The sequence below is a fragment of the Pseudobacteroides cellulosolvens ATCC 35603 = DSM 2933 genome, from assembly GCF_001262605.1.
Lineage (GTDB): Bacteria > Bacillota > Clostridia > Acetivibrionales > DSM-2933 > Pseudobacteroides > Pseudobacteroides cellulosolvens.
Map to the genome: position 1 here is coordinate 3,692,209 of NZ_LGTC01000001.1, position 20,063 is coordinate 3,712,271.

The following is a 20,063-nucleotide window of genomic DNA, read 5'->3' on the forward strand; positions in this document are numbered from 1 at the left end:
TCTTTTCAAATTGACGATATATATATCAGGAAAATTGACATTAATCCTTTGACAAATAAATATATACGTAACAAAAAATAAATTTAAGCGGAGATAAGTAAATATGAAATATATTAATGACAATTCATCCCTGCATGAAATACAAAAGAAAGGTAATTTTTATTTATTTCTATTAGTTATTGGTTCGTATATATTTTCATTAATAATATCATTATTTGCAGACATGGGATTAAAAGGCAAAACAGTCACCTCTACATTGATGCTCTTAGATATGGGTATTACAATATTTATATACTGTTCAAAAATAATACCCACAAGTAAAAAGAAGTATTTATACTCAACATTTGCATATTTATCCTTACCTGTAACAACATATTTTCAGCATGGTTCCATTGATAATACTTATGTTTCATTCACAATTTTAGTGTCAGCCATGATATGCGCTGATTACATATATCTTTTATTTACTACATCTATAGCAGTAATTCTGAATTTAGCAATGTATTTAATATCTCCAGTTACTTTTTTCCCAGCATTAAGTTCTGACCAATTTACCTCTTTTGTGGGTTTATTATTCATTAATGGTATAATTCTTTCTTTAGGTGTTAAATTGATTGTAAATTATGAGGAGCAGAATAAAAAATTAAAAATGCTGCATGATAAGCTTGAAGAAAACATGAAGGAATTGAAGTTAACTCAAGACAAGTTAATTCACTCAGATAAACTAGCAGGACTAGGACAATTGATTGGAGGTATCTCTCATAATTTAAAAACTCCAATAATGGTTATATCTGGCATAACAGTTAAGTTGGAAGACCTTATAAATGAATATAAGGATTCAATTTTCGATGAAACAGTTACGAAAGATGACCATAGTGAAATTGCTGATGAAATGATCGAATGGATTCAAAAAGTAAAGCCACAATGTAAATATATGAACGATATTATATCTGCAGTTAGAGGACAAACTTTAAGTTTAAATAATCCTAAGGAAAATGATTTCAAATTAAATGATTTGGTAAAAGACATAGAAATACTATTATTAAATGTTGCAAGAAATAAAGGTTGTCAGCTATTAATCAATAATTATATTGAAAGTGATTTGGTTATTAGTGGTGATATGAATGTTTTAATTCAGGTATTAAATAATTTAATTACAAATTCAGTAGAAGCATATAAAGGTCTGGAAGGTGTTATTAATCTGGATATTAAAAAAGTGGAAAAAGATATTATGATAACGGTAAAAGATTCTGCCGGTGGTATAAGTAAGAGTATTCAGGAAAAGTTATTTAAAGAGATGGTTACAACCAAAGGTACTGAGGGTACAGGCCTGGGACTATATATGTCATTTTCTACAATCAAACGCTTTGGAGGAGATTTATGGTTTGAATCTCAAGAAGGTAAAGGAACATGCTTTAATATTATATTGCCATTATCAGGGCAAGTAGTAATGAACAATTAAAATTCTAATCATTCATTACATAAATTAAAGGAGAGTTTAACTCTCCTTATCATCACCATCTATTCCCAAAGCTTCTATTTCCACCAAAACCGCCTCTATTATTGTTGCTTCTCTGCTGCTTTCTTGCTCTTCTGCAGTCAGGGCATCTTTGTGGTTCATTATCGAATCCCTTTTCTTTATAAAAAGCCTGTTCACTTTCGCTAAAAATGAATTCTGTATTACAATCTTTGCAACCTAAAACTTTATCTGCCATATTTACTATACCTCCTCAATTATTTGGATCATATAATTTCCTAACTACCCGCTCCAAAGAATTCAGGAGAGTTGTATTCAATAAATAATCCATTTTATATAGTAATTTACTTCATTAGTATAACATAGTTCCAAAAAACTTTCAAGACATTTATATGCATTCGATAACATTATATTCTAAAGCATCAAGTTTTTATAGAACTATTATATTCTTCAACAAGAGATTTTACTAATTCCTCAACAGAAACAATATTTTCAGCCCTATAAGCATTTTCACCTGCAAAAGCAAATCCATATTTCATCTTTCCTCTTTTTGCATTTATTAATGCAAGAGCTATACAATAGGGACTCGATTCATATTTACAAGTGGAAATACAATGATATGGACATTTATATGGTTTTTTACTTCCTGCTTCTACATCATATAAAAACTCATTTTTTATTGCTCTTCCAGGCATACCTACAGGACTCTTTATGATTCCAATATCATTTTCTGAACATTCAATATAGGTATTTTTAAATTCTAAGGAAGCATCACACTCTACAGTAGTAACAAAGCGTGTTGCCATCTGCACACCTGAAGCTCCAAGGTGAATAAATTTATATATATCTTCACCAGTATATATGCCGCCTGCAGCTATTACAGGAATTGGCTTGGCTGCCTTGTCTTCAATATTTTTAGCTTCAATGATCACTTCAGACACCAGTTTTTCCAGTTTAAAATCCGGATCTTTGATTTGCTCAATTTTAAATCCCAGGTGCCCTCCTGCCAGAGGCCCTTCAACAACAATAGCATCAGGAGCATATTTATATTTTTCCAGCCACTTTTTGGCAATGATACTTGCAGCTCTTGCTGAAGAAACAATTGGAACAAGTTTTGTGTCCTTTGTCTCTTTTAAAAATGAAGGGAGATTAAGCGGCAGCCCAGCTCCAGAGAATATTATATCGACACCTTCCTCTATAGCCGTTTTAGCCATATCTGCAAAGTTTGACAGGGCTACCATGATATTTACACCTATAATTCCTTTAGTTAACTCTCGAGCCTTCCTTATTTCTTTTCTAAGTGCCCTTATATTTGCCTCAAGATAGTTAGTTGAAAAGTCAGTTTCCATCATCCCAACAGCAGCCGTTGAGATAACACCTATACCGCCTTCATTTGCAACTGCTGATGCAAGTCCGCTCAACGAGACCCCAATTCCCATTCCACCTTGAATAATTGGCAGCCTCGCTGTCAAGTTACCTATTTTTAAGCTCTTTCCTCCCCAATGGTACATATATAAATTCTCCTTATTGTTTTTTAGGATTCAATATCATTATCATATTTTTTCCTTCCAGCATGGGTTGCTTTTCGATGGTTCCAACGTCTATAACTGCATCAGCAAATTTTTGAAGCACCTCTTTGCCCGCTACTGTAAATCGCATTTCCCTGCCTCGAAATCTTATGCTGACTTTTACCTTATTACCATCTTGTAAGAATTTATATGCACTTTTTGCTTTAAAATCAAAATCATGTTCTTCAATTTTTGCAGACACCCTTACTTCCTTAATTGAAACGACCTTCTGATTTTTCCTTGCTTCCTTATCTTTCTTGGTCTTTTCATACATACATTTGCCATAATCCATGATTTTGCATACTGGCGGTACAGCGTTTGGTACTATTTTTACAAGATCCAGGTTCTTTGAAATCGCCAGTTTTTGTGCATCCATTGACGCCATAACTCCTAGCATAGCCCCATCATCATCAATAAGTCGAACCTCTCTGTCTCTAATCTCATCATTCATTGGCAATTCATTTTTTCTAATATAAAACACCTCCATTAATATTTTTTAAACTTATATGTGTGTTTATTTATGTCCTTATAAAACCAAAAAGTGGATAAACAAAGTAATCCACTCTTCGCAACAATTAAGTATTAATCGAATTATAGTTAAGCTGTAAACAAAACCATTATCCAAAACGAGAAGCACACTCTTCCTATTTTTGTTATCACCTTATTATATCATTGCTAGGTGAAATTGTGTAACTTATTTTTAAATATATTCCGTTAATTATTGTTTATACTACCATATTTTATATGACTCATTATAATGCTACAGTTATCTTCCTCTTTGGGCAATCAGTTTTCTACCTGTTTCCTTACGCTTTTCTTTTCTGAAGTAACAAGACTTACTGCTTTTTGCAACCTCAGTTTTCTTTATTATGTCCTTATTCTCCTCTGCTGCTGAGCTTAAAGGATAGGGATGATCTTGGATTACAGGTATAGTCTTGGATATCAGTTTTTGGATATCTTTTAAGTAGGGTTTTTCATCTCTATCACAAAATGAAAGTGCAACCCCTCCTAATCCCGCTCTTCCTGTACGCCCAATCCTATGAACATATGTCTCAGGTATATTAGGTAGGTCAAAATTAATTACATGAGACAATTCTTCCACATCGATACCTCTCGCAGCTATATCTGTGGCTACTAAAACCCTTGTCTTTTTAGCCTTGAAATTACTTAAGGCCTGTTGCCTTGCCATCTGTGATTTATTCCCATGAATAGCTTGGACCCGTATCCCTGCCTTTGTAAGATCTTTTACGATTTTATCTGCTCCATGTCTTGTTCGTGAAAACACAAGTGCAGATGTAATTGATTTATCCTTTAACAAGTGAATAAGCAGAAACTTCTTTTGTTTTTTCTCGACAAAATATACTGCCTGCTCAATAATATCAACTGTAGATGAAATAGGGGTAACCGCTACCTTTACAGGATCTGTTAAAATAGAATCTACCAACTTTGATATTTCTCTTGGCATTGTTGCTGAGAATAACATTGTCTGCCTTATTCTAGGCAAGTGTGATATGATTCTTTTCACATCAGCTACAAGCCCCATGTCCAGCATCCGATCTGCTTCATCAAGTACAAAAAATTTTATATGATGCAAGTTTATATATTTCTGGTTCATCAGATCAAGCAACCTACCCGGAGTTGCAATAAGAATGTCTATCCCTTGCTTTAGCATGTCTGTCTGAGGATTTTGTGACACTCCACCAAATATAACACCAATTTTTAGACCTAAATTTCGTCCATAAGCAGTAAAACTATCTCCAACTTGAAGTGCCAGCTCACGTGTCGGAGTTAATATTAATGCCTTAATAGTTTTTGGATCTTTTTTATCTATTTGCAATTTGGAAAGATTCTGCAATATTGGAATAGCAAATGCTGCTGTCTTCCCAGTGCCAGTCTGAGCACATCCAAGCAAGTCTTTTCCTTCAAGCAGTGGCGCAATAGCTTGCATCTGTATTTCAGTAGGTTTTGTATATCCTTCTATCTTTAATGCCTCTTGAATTGGCGAAATAAGATTTAATTTATCAAATGACATTTTTTCTCCTCTATCTTCTTAACTATATTATGGCTTCTTACCCGAATTAGGTTTTCCTGTGACCTTTGACTTTCTGGTAATTTTCTTAACAATATTCTTCTTTTTCTTTAGCCTATCTGGGTTTTTAAATGACATCAAACTACCGCCTTTCTCATTTTATTATTTACATCTATCGTACCCCTGCCAAGCAGCAAAGCTCCGATGGTCCATGCTCAAAATCGGAAGCAATTTTTTTATCAGTCCTTAGTAAATTGTGTCCACTTTTATTACGAAATAACGCAAATTACCCAATATCATTTTAAAGATTTTTATTCTATAAATACTACTTAATCCCAACTTTTGTCCTTACGTAGGTTATCTTATCCTCACTTATCTCATTAACTGCGATAGTTACAGTTTTATTGGAACTACACTTTGTACACTTATGTGCACCGTCTGTCAATTGCCTTGCTCTTTTACCCGCTAGGATACATAAGGTATATCTGCTGTCAACCTTCTCAAGCAACGAACTCATTGATGGATCAATCATTATTTATCATCCTCTCTAATTTATAAAACTAACTTCAGACATCTTGGTAGTTATCGGCACAGAACACACCATAATTCCCTAGATATAAATAAAAGAGTGGATTAACAAAGTAATCCACTCTTCGCAATACATAAGTATTAATGAGTAATAGTCAGATTATAAGACCACTACCCAAAACGAGAAGCACACTTCCTATTTTTGTAATCATCTTATTATATCATTAATTAACGAATTTGTCTGTTTTATTTTAAAATTAAAATTATAAGTTTAGTTTTTAGACACTTAAACCGGATTGTTCTTCAAAACGGAAATAACCTTATACCCGTGATTTTCAAGGGTTTTAACCATCTCATCAGTATTTTGGGTATTTACCCTTATTACAACATCGCTGGAGCCCGACTCTCCCCCATAGATTGCAATATGCGTTATATTAACACCGTATTCTTTTATAACATGGGTGATGTCGGCAAGGATACCCGGGGAATCTTGAGCCTCAACGGCAATTCTGGCACCTATATCACTAAAACCCATTAATTCAATAAATGCATTAAATATATCGGTTTCGGTTATAATTCCACAAAGCTTTTCTCCTACTAATACTGGGAGTGTACTTATGTTGTTATCCCTCATCAACAGAGCCGCCTCTTCTAAAAGTGAGTCAGCTGTTATTGTTACTACATCTTTTGTCATCACCTGGGATACTTTAGTTTTTCCCAAAAGATAGTTCACCTCAAAAACACTTAGTGTAGTAGCCTTTGAAGGCGAAACTTCCAGCATTTCACGTTCAGTAACAATACCAACCAATTCCTCACCCTTTACTACCGGCAACTTTCTTATTCCATTATGCCTCATTAATTCCAGAGCCTCAGCTATAGTTGCATCAGGGGATATGGTATACGGGTTGGAAGTCATCTTGCTTTTTACATACATAAAATCAACCTCCCAAATATGCTTTTTTTATTTCTTCACTCTGAGCTAATTCTTTTCCGGTTCCTTTAAGCACTATGGTTCCGGTTTCAAGAACGTAAGCTCTGTGAGCTATGGAAAGTGCCATGTGTGCATTTTGCTCAACAAGAAGAATGGTAGTTCCCTGTTTGTTTATATCCTCAATGATAGAAAATATCTCTTTTACCAAAAGAGGTGCCAATCCCATGGACGGTTCATCCATAAGCAAGAGTTTTGGCCTTGACATTAAAGCCCTTCCAATTGCAAGCATTTGCTGCTCACCTCCGCTTAATGTACCGGCATTTTGCTTAAGCCTCTTCTCCAGTATCGGAAACCTGGAATACACCTTTGCCATATCTTCCTTTATATTCTTTTTATCTCTTCTTAAATAAGCACCCAGCTCTAAATTTTCCAGAACAGTCATATCCGAAAAAACATGCCTTCCTTCCGGTACGTGGGAAAGACCCTTTTTAACTATCTCCTGTGCATTTATATCTTTGATATTCTCACCATTAAATAATATTGTTCCATTCTTAGGTTTTATAAGTCCTGATATGGTCCTTAGTGTTGTAGTCTTACCTGCACCGTTTGCACCAATAAGCGTTACAATTTCACCTTCATTTACCTGTATAGATATATCCTTAAGTGCATGGATTACTCCATAATAAACATCCAGATTTTTTATTTCAAGCATCAGGAAACCTCCTCCCCCAGGTAAGCCTCAATTACTCTCTTGTTGCTTTTTATCTCTTGGGGTTTACCATTTGCTATTATCATGCCGTAATCTAAAACATAGATTCTTTCACATATCTTCATAACCAATGACATATCATGCTCAATAAGAAGTATTGTAAGCTTAAATTCCTTCCTTATCCATTCTATCAAATCTGTAAGTTCTAAAGTCTCATTGGGATTCATTCCTGCAGCCGGCTCATCCAGTAGTAGAACTGTTGGTTTGGTAGCAAGTGCCCTTGCTATTTCAAGCCTTCTTTGTTCCCCATAGGGGAGATTTTTGGAAAGTTCATCCTTTTTAGATTCAAGTCCAAATATTTTGAGGAGTTTCTCTGCTTCCTCAGCTATTTCTTTTTCCTCCCTGTAAAACGAAGGCAGCCTGAAAAAAGAAGATATAACGCCGTATTTAACATTTTTGTGAATAGCAATACGGATATTATCCATTACACTCAAATCCTTAAAAAGCCTTATATTCTGAAATGTTCTGGCAACTCCCATATTGGTAATGGCATTAGGCTTTAACCCACTTATCTTTTTAGCCTTTTCTCCATTGTCAAGCTCAACACTACCAGAACTTGGTTCATATACCCCTGTAAGAAGATTGAAGAAAGTAGTCTTCCCTGCACCATTAGGTCCAATAAGGCCCACCAGTTCACCTTTCTGGAGCTCCATATTGACATTGGAAACTGCAGTTAAGCCTCCAAATGATTTTGTAAGATTTTTAACTGTTAGTATTGCCATCATGTCACCTCACGTCCCCATCTTCTCAGGCTTTTTCCATGGAAAGCCGTTGAATTTTATTTTTTTATTCTTGAATTTCTCTCTTGCAATCATGACTATTACAAGTATCAATGAGTATAAAATCATTCTGATCTCAGGAAAATCCTGCAGATAAAGGGATACAACAGCTAAAAGTATAGCAGATATTATTGAACCCCTAATACTTCCCATTCCGCCAATAACAACTATTACAAGTATATCAATTGACCTTAAAAAACCGAACATATCAGGTTTTATAAAGTAAAAATAGCTGGAATACAACGCACCTGCAATACCTGCACAAAATGCTCCTATTACAAAAGCAAGCACTTTATATTTTGTTGTGTTAATCCCCATAGCTTCTGAGGCTATTTCATCCTCCCTAATAGATTTGCATGCTCTTCCATGGGATGAATCAATAAAATTCTTTACTATTATTACTGTGCCTGCTGTAAATATAAAAAGCCATGTCCAGTTGGTGTATTGAGGTATACCGCTAAGGCCTGCTGCTCCACCTGTAAAGCCTAAATTCAATACTATAATTTTAATAATCTCTCCCATTCCCAATGTTGCTATTGCCAGATAATCTCCCTTCAGCCTTAACGTAGGTATTCCAATTAGAAGTCCTACAACAGCTGCAAAAAGAGCACCTGCAGCAATACCAATAAAGAATGAATATTCCTGAGTCATATTAATTGTAATAAGAGCACTAGAGTATGCACCTATTGACATAAATCCTGCATGTCCCAGAGAAAACTGTCCAGTAAAACCTGTGATCAAATTAAGGCTGACTGCCAGTATTATATTAATGCAGATTAGTGCAATGGTGATTTGGTAATAATCACTCAAAATATTAAACATTATCAGAAGCTGTACTGCACCATAAAGTCCAATAACACCTGCAGCAGTTTTTATATTCTTTACATTAAATATTTTATTCAATTCTGCCTCACCTACACTTTCTCACGGATATTCTTGCCAAATAGTCCAGAGGGTTTAATTAAAAGAACTAAAATCAGTATTGCAAAGGCAACTGCGTCTTTATATAATGAGTTTCCATATCCGCTTATCAGTGTCTCTATAACTCCAATTGAAAAACCGCCAACCAGTGCCCCCGGAATTATTCCTATACCGCCAAGCACCGCAGCAACAAAGGCTTTAAGTCCAGGCATTATTCCCATAAAAGGGTCAATAGAGTTGTAAAAAGCACCAACTAAAACACCCGCTGCTCCTGCAAGTGAAGAACCAAGTATAAAGGTAAAGGAAATAGTCCTATCCACATTAATTCCCATAAGCTGTGCAGCATCCTTATCCATGGAAACTGCTCTCATTGCTTTTCCCATCATTGTTTTTCTTACAATAAACTGTAAAAGCACCATTAAAAATATTGTTATAAAAAGCAGAATACTTTGCTTATCTGTGATTTTTACCCCCATAAAAAGTTCCCTGCTCGTTTCCGGCAAAACTGCCGGAAATGCTCTAACATCCGCTTTTGCAAAAAACATGACTACATATTCCAGGAGTAATGATATGCCTATGGCAGTAATCAATGCTGATATCCTTGAAAAATTTCTCAGGGGTTTATATGCTACTTTTTCTATAATTACGCCCAACATGGCACAAAAAATCATCGCAATAATAAGAGCGGGTAAAAATCCAAACCCTATACTTGTTATACAAATAAATCCAACATATGCCCCAATCATATAGATGTCGCCATGAGCAAAATTTATAAGTTTTATAATTCCATACACCATTGTGTATCCCAAGGCAATCAATGCATATATACTGCCGAGTGATAATCCGTTTACTATTTGCTGTAAAAATTCTGTCACATTCCTCACTCTCCCCCTTTAAAATTTTTATATCATCAAACAGCCATATAAGAATTATGTGAGAGAACTATCTTCCCACTTAATTCTTATATTTCCAAATAAACAATTTAAAATAAGAGATATTATATTTTTTATGGTTCAACTTTTACAGACGAAGATTGCACCCCGTCTTTTAGTTCTATAACCACTGCAGTTTTTACAGGGTTATGGTTTTTGTCAATACTGAACTTTCCTGTAACACCTTTGAAATCTGTCGTGTTGTCAAGCGCCTCCTTTATTTTACCTGGCTCAGATGAGTTAGCTCTTTTAATAGCATCAGCAGCAAAATATCCAAGGTCATATCCAAGGGCGTTGAAAGCATTTGGATCTTTGTTGTTCTTATTTTTAAATTCTTCCATAAACTTAACAATCACAGGATCTTTATCAAGTGAGGAATAATGGTTTGAAAAATAAACCTTGTTTAAAGCAGTTTTTCCAGCTAATTCACCTAAGACAGGAGAATCAAGACCATCTCCTCCAAGTACCGGTTTATCTATTCCCAAAGCCCTAGCCTGCTTAATGATAAGCCCAGCCTCGTTATAGTAGCCTGCAATAAGCAAAATATCAAAGTTTTTATCCTTGATCTTTGTAAGAATAGCACTAAAATCCTTTTCATCTTTTACAAATGCTTCCTGAGCTGCTATGGTCCCGCCATTCTTTGCAAAAGTATCTGTAAAGTTTTTTGCCAGTCCTTTTCCATAGTCACTTGAATTATCCATGAGGACTACTGCATTTTTCGCATTAAGATTTTTCGATGCGAAGTTTGCCATTACAGTTCCCTGAAACGAGTCATTAAAGCATATTCTGTATGCATATTCCTTAACACCTTTTGCATCAACAGTGACATCGTCGGCAGTTGCAGAAGCAGATATCAGAGGCACTTTATTCTTATCTGCAACAGGAATAGATGCTTTTGTTGCACCTGTTGTAGCAGGTCCTAATATTATAGATACATTTTCCTTAGTTGCAAGCCTTGTTGCTACACTTGTGGATTCAGCCGGATCTGTTTTATTGTCCAGCTTCACATAAGTTATTTTTTTGCCCAATACTCCTCCTGCAGCATTAATTTCATCTATAGCCATAAGCACACCGTTAAGTGTATCCTGACCATATGATGCAGCCGCACCTGACAGTTCATAATTTAAACCGATTTTAATTTCATTTTGTGATTCCGATGTTTGAGCACATCCTGTAAAAAGTACTAATGTAGTCATTACAACAGCTAAAATACTTGTCAAAACTCTTGTTTTTACCATCTTGTTTACCTCCTATAATTTCACCAGATAACCAAATCCTAGTTTTGCCACTAATACAAAATCAAGCCCTAAATACAGTTTAATGGTTTTAATAATACTTAATAGTATATTTCATTATATACGAAAAAAACTACAAAATAACTGTTTAAATATTGTACATGCAACCATTTTAAGCTAATGTAGAAAAGCATTTGAGAAATAGTTAATATGGTACTTAAGCAACTGGCATTTATTATAGTATAATTACCCAAACACCAAGCAAACAAACATGGTTTAGAGTGATAAAAATATAAAATGTGAAAAAGGCATGTGCTTCTATGGCTTTTGATTTAAGCCATAGAAGCACATGCCTTTTGTATTATATAAAAACAGAATTATCAATAGGATAACCAGTAAAACAGCTTATATAGATGCTTTCACAAATATATTTATAGTAAAATATTTTTTATCTTTTCCAATTCTTCCTTCGGAAATTTGTTGAAACTTTTTAATGGTTTTCCTGAAGCAGGTGCATCTAAATAAGTAAATAATTTTTTATTGCCATTTTCCAATTCAACTTCCTCAGAATAGATTTTTTTATCATCTTCTCCTAATAATGCTTCACTAATCTTAATTCCTGAAGTAATCAACGTTTTAAACGCCTTATTCCCTACAATAATCACAACCTTACAATTAGACAGACTTATAATTTTGTTAAAATATTTATTATAGCACTCAGATATAGTTAAACAATTTAATCCATTCTCGTTTTTTGATTTACAATGCACGATCTCTGTCAAGCAATAGTCTTCTCCATGCTTTACTAATTTACTGCAATTATTGTATAGCAATTCTGCTATCCTGTTTCTTATATAACCCCAGAAAGGTTCTGCTTTTCCATGAGTACCATCTAAATTAATTATACTAACCCTATTATATTTACTTATATAAGTATAATTACTACTGAATCTATTATTAAAAAAATCAATTATTTTTTCGTCATGCCAATCCATCTTGGGAAAAATCTCATTATCCGAAAATGAGGGGTTTGAACTTATAACAAGGACTTTCGCTGTTTCTAGATTCCCATTCCATGGCTCTGGTAATACAAATTTTTCTTTTTTTCTATTTTGTGTCTTAATAATTTCCGAACAAACACATTTGCTATGCTTATAGTATAACTCTACATTTTGGCACCTTGCAATATTAAGAAGTAACTCCCTTGCCTCTTTTATCATTTTAACTACCCCTAGTTTCCTTATGAATTTTAATATGTTTTTTTGCCACAGTTATAAAAAACAACTGCATGAAAAGTGTTATTTGCTCCTATTTTACAATGTGGCACATAATATATCGAAGTACATATTTTATCGGCACCTTTATAGAAAAGATTAACAGATAAGCACAAAAACAAGTTTAACAAAATTCTATTTCTCATCCAAGTTTAATCATTTGAATAAAAACAAAACCACAGGTGAGGTTTCGGGGTTAGAGCTCTTGAACCATCTTCCGAACCTCACTTTAACCTGGTATCTATTGAATCCCTTATCATATTAAATTCTTTTACTTGTTTGTATTTTGGCAATAATTTATTTACATTTTCAATAACAGAATTTAAGTCAACATCGTCCCAAACATATATCGTAGCTTTTATTATTCCTCCATCTTCATACACCTTTACTTTAGCAATTTCAGCATTTTGGTGTATTAAATGTTCAATTTCCTTCGGATCTACATTTTCACCGTTTCCGGTCAGTATCATTCGTTTTTTACGTCCTGTCAAATACAATTCGTTATTTTCATCTATATACCCCAAATCTCCTGTATGAAAATAACCGTCTTTATCAAATGCCTCTTTTGTTGCCTTTTCATTTCCATAGTAACCAAGGCACACATTATCCCCTTTAACCGCTAACTCACCACATCCGTTTTCATCAGGATTTATAACTTTTACAACTATATTTTCAAATATAGTTCCCACAGATTTGACATTTATGCTGTTGCTGTATTGGATGCTAAAAATGGAAGATGTTTCAGAAAGTGCATAGGCTTCCATCATATTAAGGCCTGACTTTTTGTATTCGCTGCGAATATCCTCATCAAAATAGGCTCCTCCCGAAAACATATACTTGATGTTACCGCCAAACAATGTCTTTAAATCCTGTCCGGTTAGGACAGCAATCTTGTAAAAGCGTTCATATATAAGGGGAACCGCACAAAAAACCGTAGGCTTTACAATTTGGAGTTCCTCCCCCATTTTTCGCGTATCCGAGCATAAATATATCTGCATACCCGAAATAGTGGAAAACAAAAAATTACAAAGTCCCGCATAAGTGTGGTGCAGCGGCAAAAACAAATAGCATATATCAGTATCGATCATAGGTGCCCTTTTATACAGATTGTCCCATCCGCACAGAATATTTCGCTGAGTAAGCATGGACGCCTTAGGTATACCTGTAGTTCCGGAAGAAAAAACAATCTTGCACATTTTATCATATTCTCTCTCATCAAAATCAAATATATCCTGTTTATTTTTAAGCAGTTGGTACCCTTTTGCCAAAAGCTCCGCGAAATCCTCCTGCATGTATATATAAATTATGTCATACTTAGGTTTCAAATTACCTATTATATCTTTTTTACCTTTTGAGTATATAACGCACTTCACATTGGTCCTTCTAATTGCATCATCTACTGAATATTCCTTCCACTCCTTATCAATAGCAACGTTTGCTCCAACATACCCCATTATTGCAAGGTCGGATACCATCCATTCGTAGGAGTTTTCTCCATACACTGCTATGTTTTCATTTTGAAGTCCAAAAGACAAAAGCACTTCTGCAAACGCTAATACATCATATATTGTTTGTCCAAAGGTTTTTGCCTTATATATATCATCTACTCTTGTGAAAATATATTCTCTGTCTTTCCACTTTTTATAATCTTCCTTTAAAATTCCCTGAATCGTCCTGTTCATATTTCATCTCCCATTCAGAATGTTAAAGAAATAACTTCCGGTATTCTTTAATCATACCTTACTTAACAATACATATTCATACTGGTCTTCCCTTGCTTCTTCTACATACTGTTCAACAATTTTACCCTTTTTAATAAGTGCTCCTATAGAAGAAGCCTGTTTTATTTGAAGATTATCCATAATAACCTGTGTCATGGCTTTTCCCAAGCCTTTATGCTTATTATCAACGCCCATATACAAAAGAACATAATCGGAGCATTTTCTTCTCTTCGCTAATATATATAATAAAGTGGGCAGATTAATCTTTCCATACAGCCTGTTTCCATAATTGGGCATACTGATAAAAAATCCTACAGCCTCACCCTCATAATACGCGATTTTAACCATAGACATATCTAGTATCATTTTATAAGATGAATAAATTTCCTTAAAGTCATCTTCACTTAAATGTTTAAATATTGGAAAATTACTGTACAGTTTCATAATGAGTTTGTAAACTTCACCTATTGCTTTATCCCATGTTTTTTTATTGGGGGATATTATTTCATAGCCTTTCTCGGAAAATTCCTTATATCTTTCTTTGAACTTGGTTACTTCAAACCCCTTTTTGGGAAGTTTCCTGTATATATTTGAAACATAGCTTTCTTCAATTGCAAAACCACTCTCTATAAACAGCTTCAAATAATAATCCTTGTTATAGGGTTCAGATGTGTATGGCGGACGCTCAAAAAGATTTACTTTCAATCTATATTTAATCCAAAAGCTGGCATCTACAGGTCCAACCATTTTAGGCATACCGTTATCTTTAGCTAATTTATCTGCAGCTGCAAACATTTCACTTGCACACTTTATATCATCTATACATTCAAAAAAACCTATGTATGCAATGCTGTCGTCAGGATATTTTGTCAATGCAAGCCTTCCGGCTATTTCTCCATTTTTATATGCACACATCTTATACAATTTAAAGTATTTATTAAGAACATGCTTTCCTGTTAGAAGTTTATGCTCCTCGCTTTTATTTTGCATAAGATCCCTTTTTCCATATAACTTTTTAGGTAAAGTAAGGAAATCTCTAATATATTTTTCTTCATCATCAAACCATATTATTTCCATGGCTCTTACCTTCCTTCTATTCTAATCTCACCGGTACTGCCGTTCATATAAACAACATCACCTGTTTTTAGCTTTTGGGTGATACCTTTTATCCCGACTACAGATGGAATCCCTAATTCTCTCGAAATAATTGCAGTATGAGATAAGAGCGACCCTTTTTCAGCTATTATACCCTTTGAGAGAGTAAGAAAGAAAACCCAACCTGGGTCAGTCATTTTTGTAACAAGTATTTTATCCTTTACATCATTAGCCTTTGTAACATCTTCAATAACAAGCACTTCACCTCTGGCTTCTCCGTTGGAACAAGGTGTACCCGTTAATATTGTCTCATCCCATAGTTTATTCTCAGCCTGGTTTACCTTTCTGACAGTTTTATTAAATTCATCTCCGGCAAAAACTAGTCTGGAATACGGAGGTAATTGCTCAAACTGCTTATATTTTTCCATCCTTTCCCTCACCAAAGAATGAAAATCATACAGACCGCCTTTTATGTAATCAAATATCTCTTCTGTTCTCAAATAAAATATGTCTTCTTTTTTTTCCAATGACCCTTCCTTTACCATATTGCTTCCTATTGTCAGGAATATAGTCCTTACCATCCCATAAATACGGCTTCGGTTAAGTCTTGATATTTCACGGTTTTTAATTCCCTGCATTGCACGTCGGCTAAGTCTTTCTACAGATCTTACCTTTCTCTTAGGAATATTGTCTGAAAATTTGACAGATACCCTTGTATCCTTACATTTAAGAGTATTGTATAAATTATTTAGTTTTTCTATGTCTTTTCCATACTCTACTATTTTATCAACCAACAGCTTGGGATTAGAGCGGAAGGTCTTAGTTTCCAATTTCAGTTCCTCTGTCATCCTATCCCCATATAGCCTTAGATAATTAATAAATCTATTTGTAAAGTCACTTTGGTTTAATGCCATAAATTCTTTTAACATAAGGTCATTATGAAGAGCTTCAAGTCTCTTTATCCATCCTTCATCAACAGCCATTTTGGCTAATGCCACCAGCTCTCTAACAGGCTTCATGCTTTCGATATTGGTTATTCCGGAAATATACTGATTTGTTTCCTGCTCGTAGTTTTTAATACCAATTTGCTTTAGTTTCCTTTTTAGTAGTGCTGTAAAAACGAAGCCGTACATGTCATTTAAAAGGGTAATATCCCAATCCTTTAATACCGCATCGCCTATTGCATTATATAAATTTACTAATTCCCTATTTTTCATATCTTCATGATAATTTTCACAAAATAGTTTTTCAATTCGGTCAAAGCTGGCATTGAGCTTTTCCATACCTTTTTGAACATGAAACGCTTCATAGATAGCGTTAAAATATACTCTTATCCGCTGAATTACCGATATATTGTTTTTTTCATCATCGTGCTCCTTATTGGATACACCCATCATTTCCTGCCATATCGGAATAATTTTTTTGCTTAAGGGGAGAAACTTTATCACAGTATACCAGTTACTGATTTTATAATAGACTCTTCCATTTGCACTTCCCACCATCTGTCTAAAAACCGAATCATACTTTTCAACCATTTTTTTATTTTTCAGGCATCTAAAAGCTACACCCTTAAACACACTGTAGTATGCAAACTCTATAAATGATTGTGTCAATGGCAGAGTAATCCCGGGATAACTTTCTACAATATTGCTGTTATCCAAAATAGTGGTTTTCAAAATCTTTAAGGTTGTTATGGGTCTAATCTGAAGTATATAGATTTGTCCGTTTTTAATTGTGAACTCAATATCTAAATACTCTCCAAATAGCCCTTTTAATTTATCACTATAGCCAATAAGCTCTTCAATTACTTCCCTACCTATTACAGGTGAGCCTTCCATACTTTCATAATAGTACAACCTGTCTGTATTATTATAATAGTATGATGTTGTCGGAACCTTTTCCTCAACTACACCATCCCCGCTTCCCTCACCAATTACAATTACCGATTCATTTAATAGTCCCTGGGGATTGGCGGTGAACATTACACCTGAATAGTCTCCATTAACCATTCGCTGCACAATGACACTCATGGATATTTCTTCTGTTATGCCCTGTTGCTTGCAGTATAGGGCTACATTTTCACTATAGACCGACTCCCTGCATTTATTTATTTTTTCAACCACTAAATTAACCGGCACATTCAAAAATGTATCAAACTGTCCGGCAAATGAGTTTTCCGCCCCATCCTCCGATAATGCTGCAGAACGAACAGAAAACAACTGCTCCGCGGAAAAATTTTCTTCTAAATATTTATTAACGCAGCTTGCCATTTCGTTACTTTCCAAGTCTTTATGAGAAATAGCAAAAAGTTCTGGCACAGGAATTCCATAAGACTTTGCCAAAAACAAATTATGTGCCTTTTTACCCACTATATAATTTTTAATATTATCCTGAGTAACCATTTTCATCAGATGTACCCCACAATTAGATAAACCACTACAACCAGAATCATGGTGGATTCCTGTATATATGTATATCTCTCAACCTTATCTACTATTTTATATTGAGTAGGATCCTTCATAAATGAAATAAACTTCCATGTCATCCACGCTACATTTATGAACAATACACCAATTGCTATTCTGTTTAACCTGTACACCAGAAGGAAATTTGTCAATATATCAACCAATGTCAGTATAAGAACAAATCTAGTAGACTTTTTATATCCAAACAATTTTGAGTATGTAGTATATTCCGTCTCATCCTTTGGAGCACGGATTTTACGGGATATTTCCCATATAAGTGCTGGAAAATACAGAGTAAATGCGACAAGAAAACTTGTTAGAGTAAATGGATACAAATTATACTTTATACATGTAAATGATATTATGTATATATTCATAATCAATTGTACAGGGTTATGCGTAACAAGTGCTAAGGGTAGGCTTTTTTGAATTTTATGTTTTTTAAAAAACCAAACAGACATCAGCCAGCCGTATACATATAAAAAGAGAAAAAACCATATATTATTCATAAATATGAAATTCAAGATACATGTTACTATGATCAAAATTGTAACAAATATTTTCAAGTCAATTTTATGCACACGTCCTGATGGTAAAGGCCTTTCCGGGAATAATCTTTTGTCTGTTTCATAATCCTTGAAATCATCTGCAATTCGCAGCATAAGTAGAAAGCTAAAAATGGTAAAGCTTCCGACAAATTCTGCTATTCCGATTGAGAAATCAGTTATTCCATAGTTTAAAAGCAGAATAAAATATATTTCAAGGAATATTATAGTTCCAAGAATAAGTCTTGGAACTATGGGATACATCTCTTTAAAGTATATAGAAAGTCTTTTTAGCATATTCTTTCCCCTATTCTCTCACCGTACTTCACTTTTGTTTCTATACCTTTAGCAGAATTTGAAACTATGTCCTCATCAATATTTACTGCGGTTTCTTTTAAAAGCAATACTATTGTGGACCCTCCCATTTCAAACCAGCCCTTTTCCTCACCCTTTTTAAATGATGCTTTTAAATTGTTAACGATCTTGCCAACTAAAAGTCCACCTACTTCCATCTGCACTACTTTTCCAAAATGTTTTGTATCAAGGACCGAGTACTCCCTGCTGTTTTCACAATACACCTTATGCCTTTTTGCAGAAATGGGTCCTACAGTATGCAGTCTGCCGCTAATGTGTTTACTGAATAACATTTTACCGTCATCACAATAGCAATAGTGATGATAATCATCCACTGTAAGCCGGAATACAAGGCATATTCCGCCGCTGTATTCCTCGGCAAGTTCCCTATCCTGTATGAGTTCTTCAACGGTATAAATGCTATTTTTTATTTTAATGCTAAGGTCTTTTTCAATTTTGTAATACATAAGCTTGGAATCCGCAATCGAAGGCAATATACTTTCATCCCTGGGGATAGGTCTTTTCTCGGGAATTATTGTTCTTATGAAAAAATCATTGAAAGACTTATATTCCCTTTTCTGGTATTGTGCCATATCAATTCCGTATTCCGCTATAAACGGCTGGATTTTTGCAATGGACTTGCTGCTGTCATTTTTCCTTGCATTATACCTTGAATACCATTTACCTGAAATAAATACTCTTAAAATAATCCGCCCTAAAATAGTATTATATAAAAACTTTAACTGCCCGTCCTTAAATTGCTTCTCCTGGTACAAGCTTCTAGTCTCACGATTATAGATATTTACACCCATTTAATTTTCCCTTTACCCTACAAGCATAATGGCACAACATACTACGATTGCAGCCAAACCCAAAATTATATAAGCAACTCCACGTGGTTTTGGCACTCTAATTTTAAGTATGTATAACAATGCCATGATTAACATCAATAAACTATATATAGCTGCAAAAGTACTCGCTTTAAGTATGAAACTAAAAAACCAGAAGGTTGTAAATATAAGGGCCGCAAAAGTTACCGGTAAGCCGGTATAATATTTGACAGGCGATTCTGTGCCTGATTCCTTGATAGCTATATTGAAGTAGCCTAATCTTGATATAGCAGCTAATGTATACACTATATAAATCACCACATTATACCATTTAGTTAAACCTATTCCACAGCATAAAGCTATCGGTAACGCTACAAACCCCATCATATCCGCAAGAGAATCTATTTCTACCCCAAACAATTTCTCTTCCTCTGTTCGTTTACAGTGTCTTGCAACCATCCCGTCAAAAAGATCGCATACCCCACTGATTGCAAGGCACAGCATTGCATAAGGGATATTTTGAGTAAATGAAAAATAAATCCCCATGACCGCTAGTGCCACACCTATATAAGTAAGTATTACTGATTTGTTGTATTTTCCTATAAACATA

At 34.5% G+C, this 20,063-nt stretch carries 19 protein-coding genes; 1 reads left to right on the forward strand and 18 read right to left on the reverse strand.

Translation table 11 applies throughout. From position 1 onward, the window contains the following. The first annotated feature begins 103 nt into the window (after positions 1 to 103). Positions 104 to 1,462 carry a sensor histidine kinase gene (locus tag Bccel_RS15055; RefSeq protein ID WP_050753501.1) on the forward strand — a complete coding sequence of 453 codons (1,359 nt, stop codon included), beginning with the start codon at positions 104 to 106 and terminating at the stop codon, positions 1,460 to 1,462. A 52-nt stretch (positions 1,463 to 1,514) separates the two neighbouring features. Here the strand turns inward: Bccel_RS15055 and Bccel_RS15060 are convergent, their stop codons facing one another. From Bccel_RS15060 to Bccel_RS15145, 18 genes are all read right to left on the reverse strand, one after another. Beyond that, on the reverse strand, positions 1,515 to 1,715 hold the full coding sequence (locus Bccel_RS15060) for a zinc-ribbon domain-containing protein (RefSeq protein ID WP_036942020.1): 201 nt from the start codon (positions 1,713 to 1,715) through the stop codon (positions 1,515 to 1,517). Positions 1,716 to 1,899: 184 nt separating this feature from the next. Next, positions 1,900 to 2,988 carry an NAD(P)H-dependent flavin oxidoreductase gene (locus Bccel_RS15065; RefSeq protein ID WP_036942022.1) on the reverse strand — a complete coding sequence of 363 codons (1,089 nt, stop codon included), beginning with the start codon at positions 2,986 to 2,988 and terminating at the stop codon, positions 1,900 to 1,902. A 13-nt stretch (positions 2,989 to 3,001) separates the two neighbouring features. Beyond that, entirely contained in the window at positions 3,002 to 3,532 is a 531-nt protein-coding gene (gene infC, locus Bccel_RS15070) for a translation initiation factor IF-3 (protein ID WP_036942025.1), read from the reverse strand. Between the two features lie 279 nt (positions 3,533 to 3,811). Next, positions 3,812 to 5,077 carry a DEAD/DEAH box helicase gene (locus Bccel_RS15075; protein ID WP_050753502.1) on the reverse strand — a complete coding sequence of 422 codons (1,266 nt, stop codon included), beginning with the start codon at positions 5,075 to 5,077 and terminating at the stop codon, positions 3,812 to 3,814. A 322-nt stretch (positions 5,078 to 5,399) separates the two neighbouring features. Further along, complete coding sequence (rpoZ, locus tag Bccel_RS15080) at positions 5,400 to 5,606, reverse strand: DNA-directed RNA polymerase subunit omega (RefSeq protein ID WP_036942027.1); 207 nt, start codon at positions 5,604 to 5,606, stop codon at positions 5,400 to 5,402. Between the two features lie 282 nt (positions 5,607 to 5,888). After that, on the reverse strand, positions 5,889 to 6,536 hold the full coding sequence (locus Bccel_RS15085) for a CBS and ACT domain-containing protein (RefSeq protein WP_036942030.1): 648 nt from the start codon (positions 6,534 to 6,536) through the stop codon (positions 5,889 to 5,891). 4 nt (positions 6,537 to 6,540) lie between these two features. Continuing rightward, complete coding sequence (locus Bccel_RS15090) at positions 6,541 to 7,245, reverse strand: ABC transporter ATP-binding protein (RefSeq protein WP_036942033.1); 705 nt, start codon at positions 7,243 to 7,245, stop codon at positions 6,541 to 6,543. Continuing rightward, positions 7,245 to 8,024: an ABC transporter ATP-binding protein gene (locus Bccel_RS15095; protein WP_036942036.1), complete on the reverse strand. Its 780-nt coding sequence runs from the start codon at positions 8,022 to 8,024 to the stop codon at positions 7,245 to 7,247. The genes Bccel_RS15090 and Bccel_RS15095 overlap by 1 nt, the downstream gene beginning before the upstream one ends. Positions 8,025 to 8,033: 9 nt before the next feature. Next, positions 8,034 to 8,984, reverse strand: a complete 951-nt coding sequence (locus Bccel_RS15100; protein WP_242853124.1) for a branched-chain amino acid ABC transporter permease — start codon at positions 8,982 to 8,984, stop codon at positions 8,034 to 8,036. Positions 8,985 to 8,995: 11 nt separating this feature from the next. After that, a complete protein-coding gene (locus Bccel_RS15105) occupies positions 8,996 to 9,877 on the reverse strand; it encodes a branched-chain amino acid ABC transporter permease (protein WP_036942039.1) in 882 nt (293 codons plus the stop codon). Between the two features lie 131 nt (positions 9,878 to 10,008). Then, positions 10,009 to 11,172: an ABC transporter substrate-binding protein gene (locus Bccel_RS15110; protein WP_036942042.1), complete on the reverse strand. Its 1,164-nt coding sequence runs from the start codon at positions 11,170 to 11,172 to the stop codon at positions 10,009 to 10,011. Positions 11,173 to 11,600: 428 nt separating this feature from the next. Continuing rightward, complete coding sequence (locus Bccel_RS15115) at positions 11,601 to 12,389, reverse strand: uracil-DNA glycosylase family protein (protein ID WP_036942044.1); 789 nt, start codon at positions 12,387 to 12,389, stop codon at positions 11,601 to 11,603. 278 nt (positions 12,390 to 12,667) lie between these two features. Further along, entirely contained in the window at positions 12,668 to 14,125 is a 1,458-nt protein-coding gene (locus tag Bccel_RS15120; protein WP_036942047.1) for an AMP-binding protein, read from the reverse strand. Between the two features lie 51 nt (positions 14,126 to 14,176). After that, positions 14,177 to 15,241 carry a hypothetical protein gene (locus tag Bccel_RS15125; protein ID WP_036942050.1) on the reverse strand — a complete coding sequence of 355 codons (1,065 nt, stop codon included), beginning with the start codon at positions 15,239 to 15,241 and terminating at the stop codon, positions 14,177 to 14,179. A gap of 5 nt (positions 15,242 to 15,246) precedes the next feature. Continuing rightward, positions 15,247 to 17,667, reverse strand: coding sequence for a phosphoenolpyruvate synthase (locus tag Bccel_RS15130; RefSeq protein ID WP_050753503.1), 2,421 nt, complete (start codon positions 17,665 to 17,667; stop codon positions 15,247 to 15,249). After that, positions 17,667 to 18,566, reverse strand: a complete 900-nt coding sequence (locus Bccel_RS15135; protein WP_036942052.1) for a UbiA family prenyltransferase — start codon at positions 18,564 to 18,566, stop codon at positions 17,667 to 17,669. The genes Bccel_RS15130 and Bccel_RS15135 overlap by 1 nt, the downstream gene beginning before the upstream one ends. Beyond that, positions 18,560 to 19,435 (reverse strand): phosphatidylserine decarboxylase, encoded by an 876-nt coding sequence (locus tag Bccel_RS15140; RefSeq protein WP_036942055.1) that lies wholly within the window; start codon positions 19,433 to 19,435, stop codon positions 18,560 to 18,562. Before Bccel_RS15140 ends, Bccel_RS15135 begins: the two co-directional genes overlap by 7 nt. Positions 19,436 to 19,447: 12 nt before the next feature. Continuing rightward, a complete protein-coding gene (locus Bccel_RS15145; protein ID WP_036942057.1) occupies positions 19,448 to 20,062 on the reverse strand; it encodes a CDP-alcohol phosphatidyltransferase family protein in 615 nt (204 codons plus the stop codon). Between the last annotated feature and the right edge of the window lies 1 nt (position 20,063).

Bases quoted from the DNA above. Each gene is read 5' to 3' on its own strand.
- Bccel_RS15055 (WP_050753501.1), top strand. From the start codon at position 104: ATGAAATATATTAATGACAATTCATCCCTGCATGAAATACAAAAGAAA.
- Bccel_RS15060 (WP_036942020.1), bottom strand. From the start codon at position 1,715: ATGGCAGATAAAGTTTTAGGTTGCAAAGATTGTAATACAGAATTCATT.
- Bccel_RS15065 (WP_036942022.1), bottom strand. From the start codon at position 2,988: ATGTACCATTGGGGAGGAAAGAGCTTAAAAATAGGTAACTTGACAGCG.
- infC (WP_036942025.1), bottom strand. From the start codon at position 3,532: ATGGAGGTGTTTTATATTAGAAAAAATGAATTGCCAATGAATGATGAG.
- Bccel_RS15075 (WP_050753502.1), bottom strand. From the start codon at position 5,077: ATGTCATTTGATAAATTAAATCTTATTTCGCCAATTCAAGAGGCATTA.
- rpoZ (WP_036942027.1), bottom strand. From the start codon at position 5,606: ATGATTGATCCATCAATGAGTTCGTTGCTTGAGAAGGTTGACAGCAGA.
- Bccel_RS15085 (WP_036942030.1), bottom strand. From the start codon at position 6,536: ATGTATGTAAAAAGCAAGATGACTTCCAACCCGTATACCATATCCCCT.
- Bccel_RS15090 (WP_036942033.1), bottom strand. From the start codon at position 7,245: ATGCTTGAAATAAAAAATCTGGATGTTTATTATGGAGTAATCCATGCA.
- Bccel_RS15095 (WP_036942036.1), bottom strand. From the start codon at position 8,024: ATGGCAATACTAACAGTTAAAAATCTTACAAAATCATTTGGAGGCTTA.
- Bccel_RS15110 (WP_036942042.1), bottom strand. From the start codon at position 11,172: ATGGTAAAAACAAGAGTTTTGACAAGTATTTTAGCTGTTGTAATGACT.
- Bccel_RS15115 (WP_036942044.1), bottom strand. From the start codon at position 12,389: ATGATAAAAGAGGCAAGGGAGTTACTTCTTAATATTGCAAGGTGCCAA.
- Bccel_RS15120 (WP_036942047.1), bottom strand. From the start codon at position 14,125: ATGAACAGGACGATTCAGGGAATTTTAAAGGAAGATTATAAAAAGTGG.
- Bccel_RS15125 (WP_036942050.1), bottom strand. From the start codon at position 15,241: ATGGAAATAATATGGTTTGATGATGAAGAAAAATATATTAGAGATTTC.
- Bccel_RS15130 (WP_050753503.1), bottom strand. From the start codon at position 17,667: ATGAAAATGGTTACTCAGGATAATATTAAAAATTATATAGTGGGTAAA.
- Bccel_RS15135 (WP_036942052.1), bottom strand. From the start codon at position 18,566: ATGCTAAAAAGACTTTCTATATACTTTAAAGAGATGTATCCCATAGTT.
- Bccel_RS15140 (WP_036942055.1), bottom strand. From the start codon at position 19,435: ATGGGTGTAAATATCTATAATCGTGAGACTAGAAGCTTGTACCAGGAG.
- Bccel_RS15145 (WP_036942057.1), bottom strand. From the start codon at position 20,062: ATGTTTATAGGAAAATACAACAAATCAGTAATACTTACTTATATAGGT.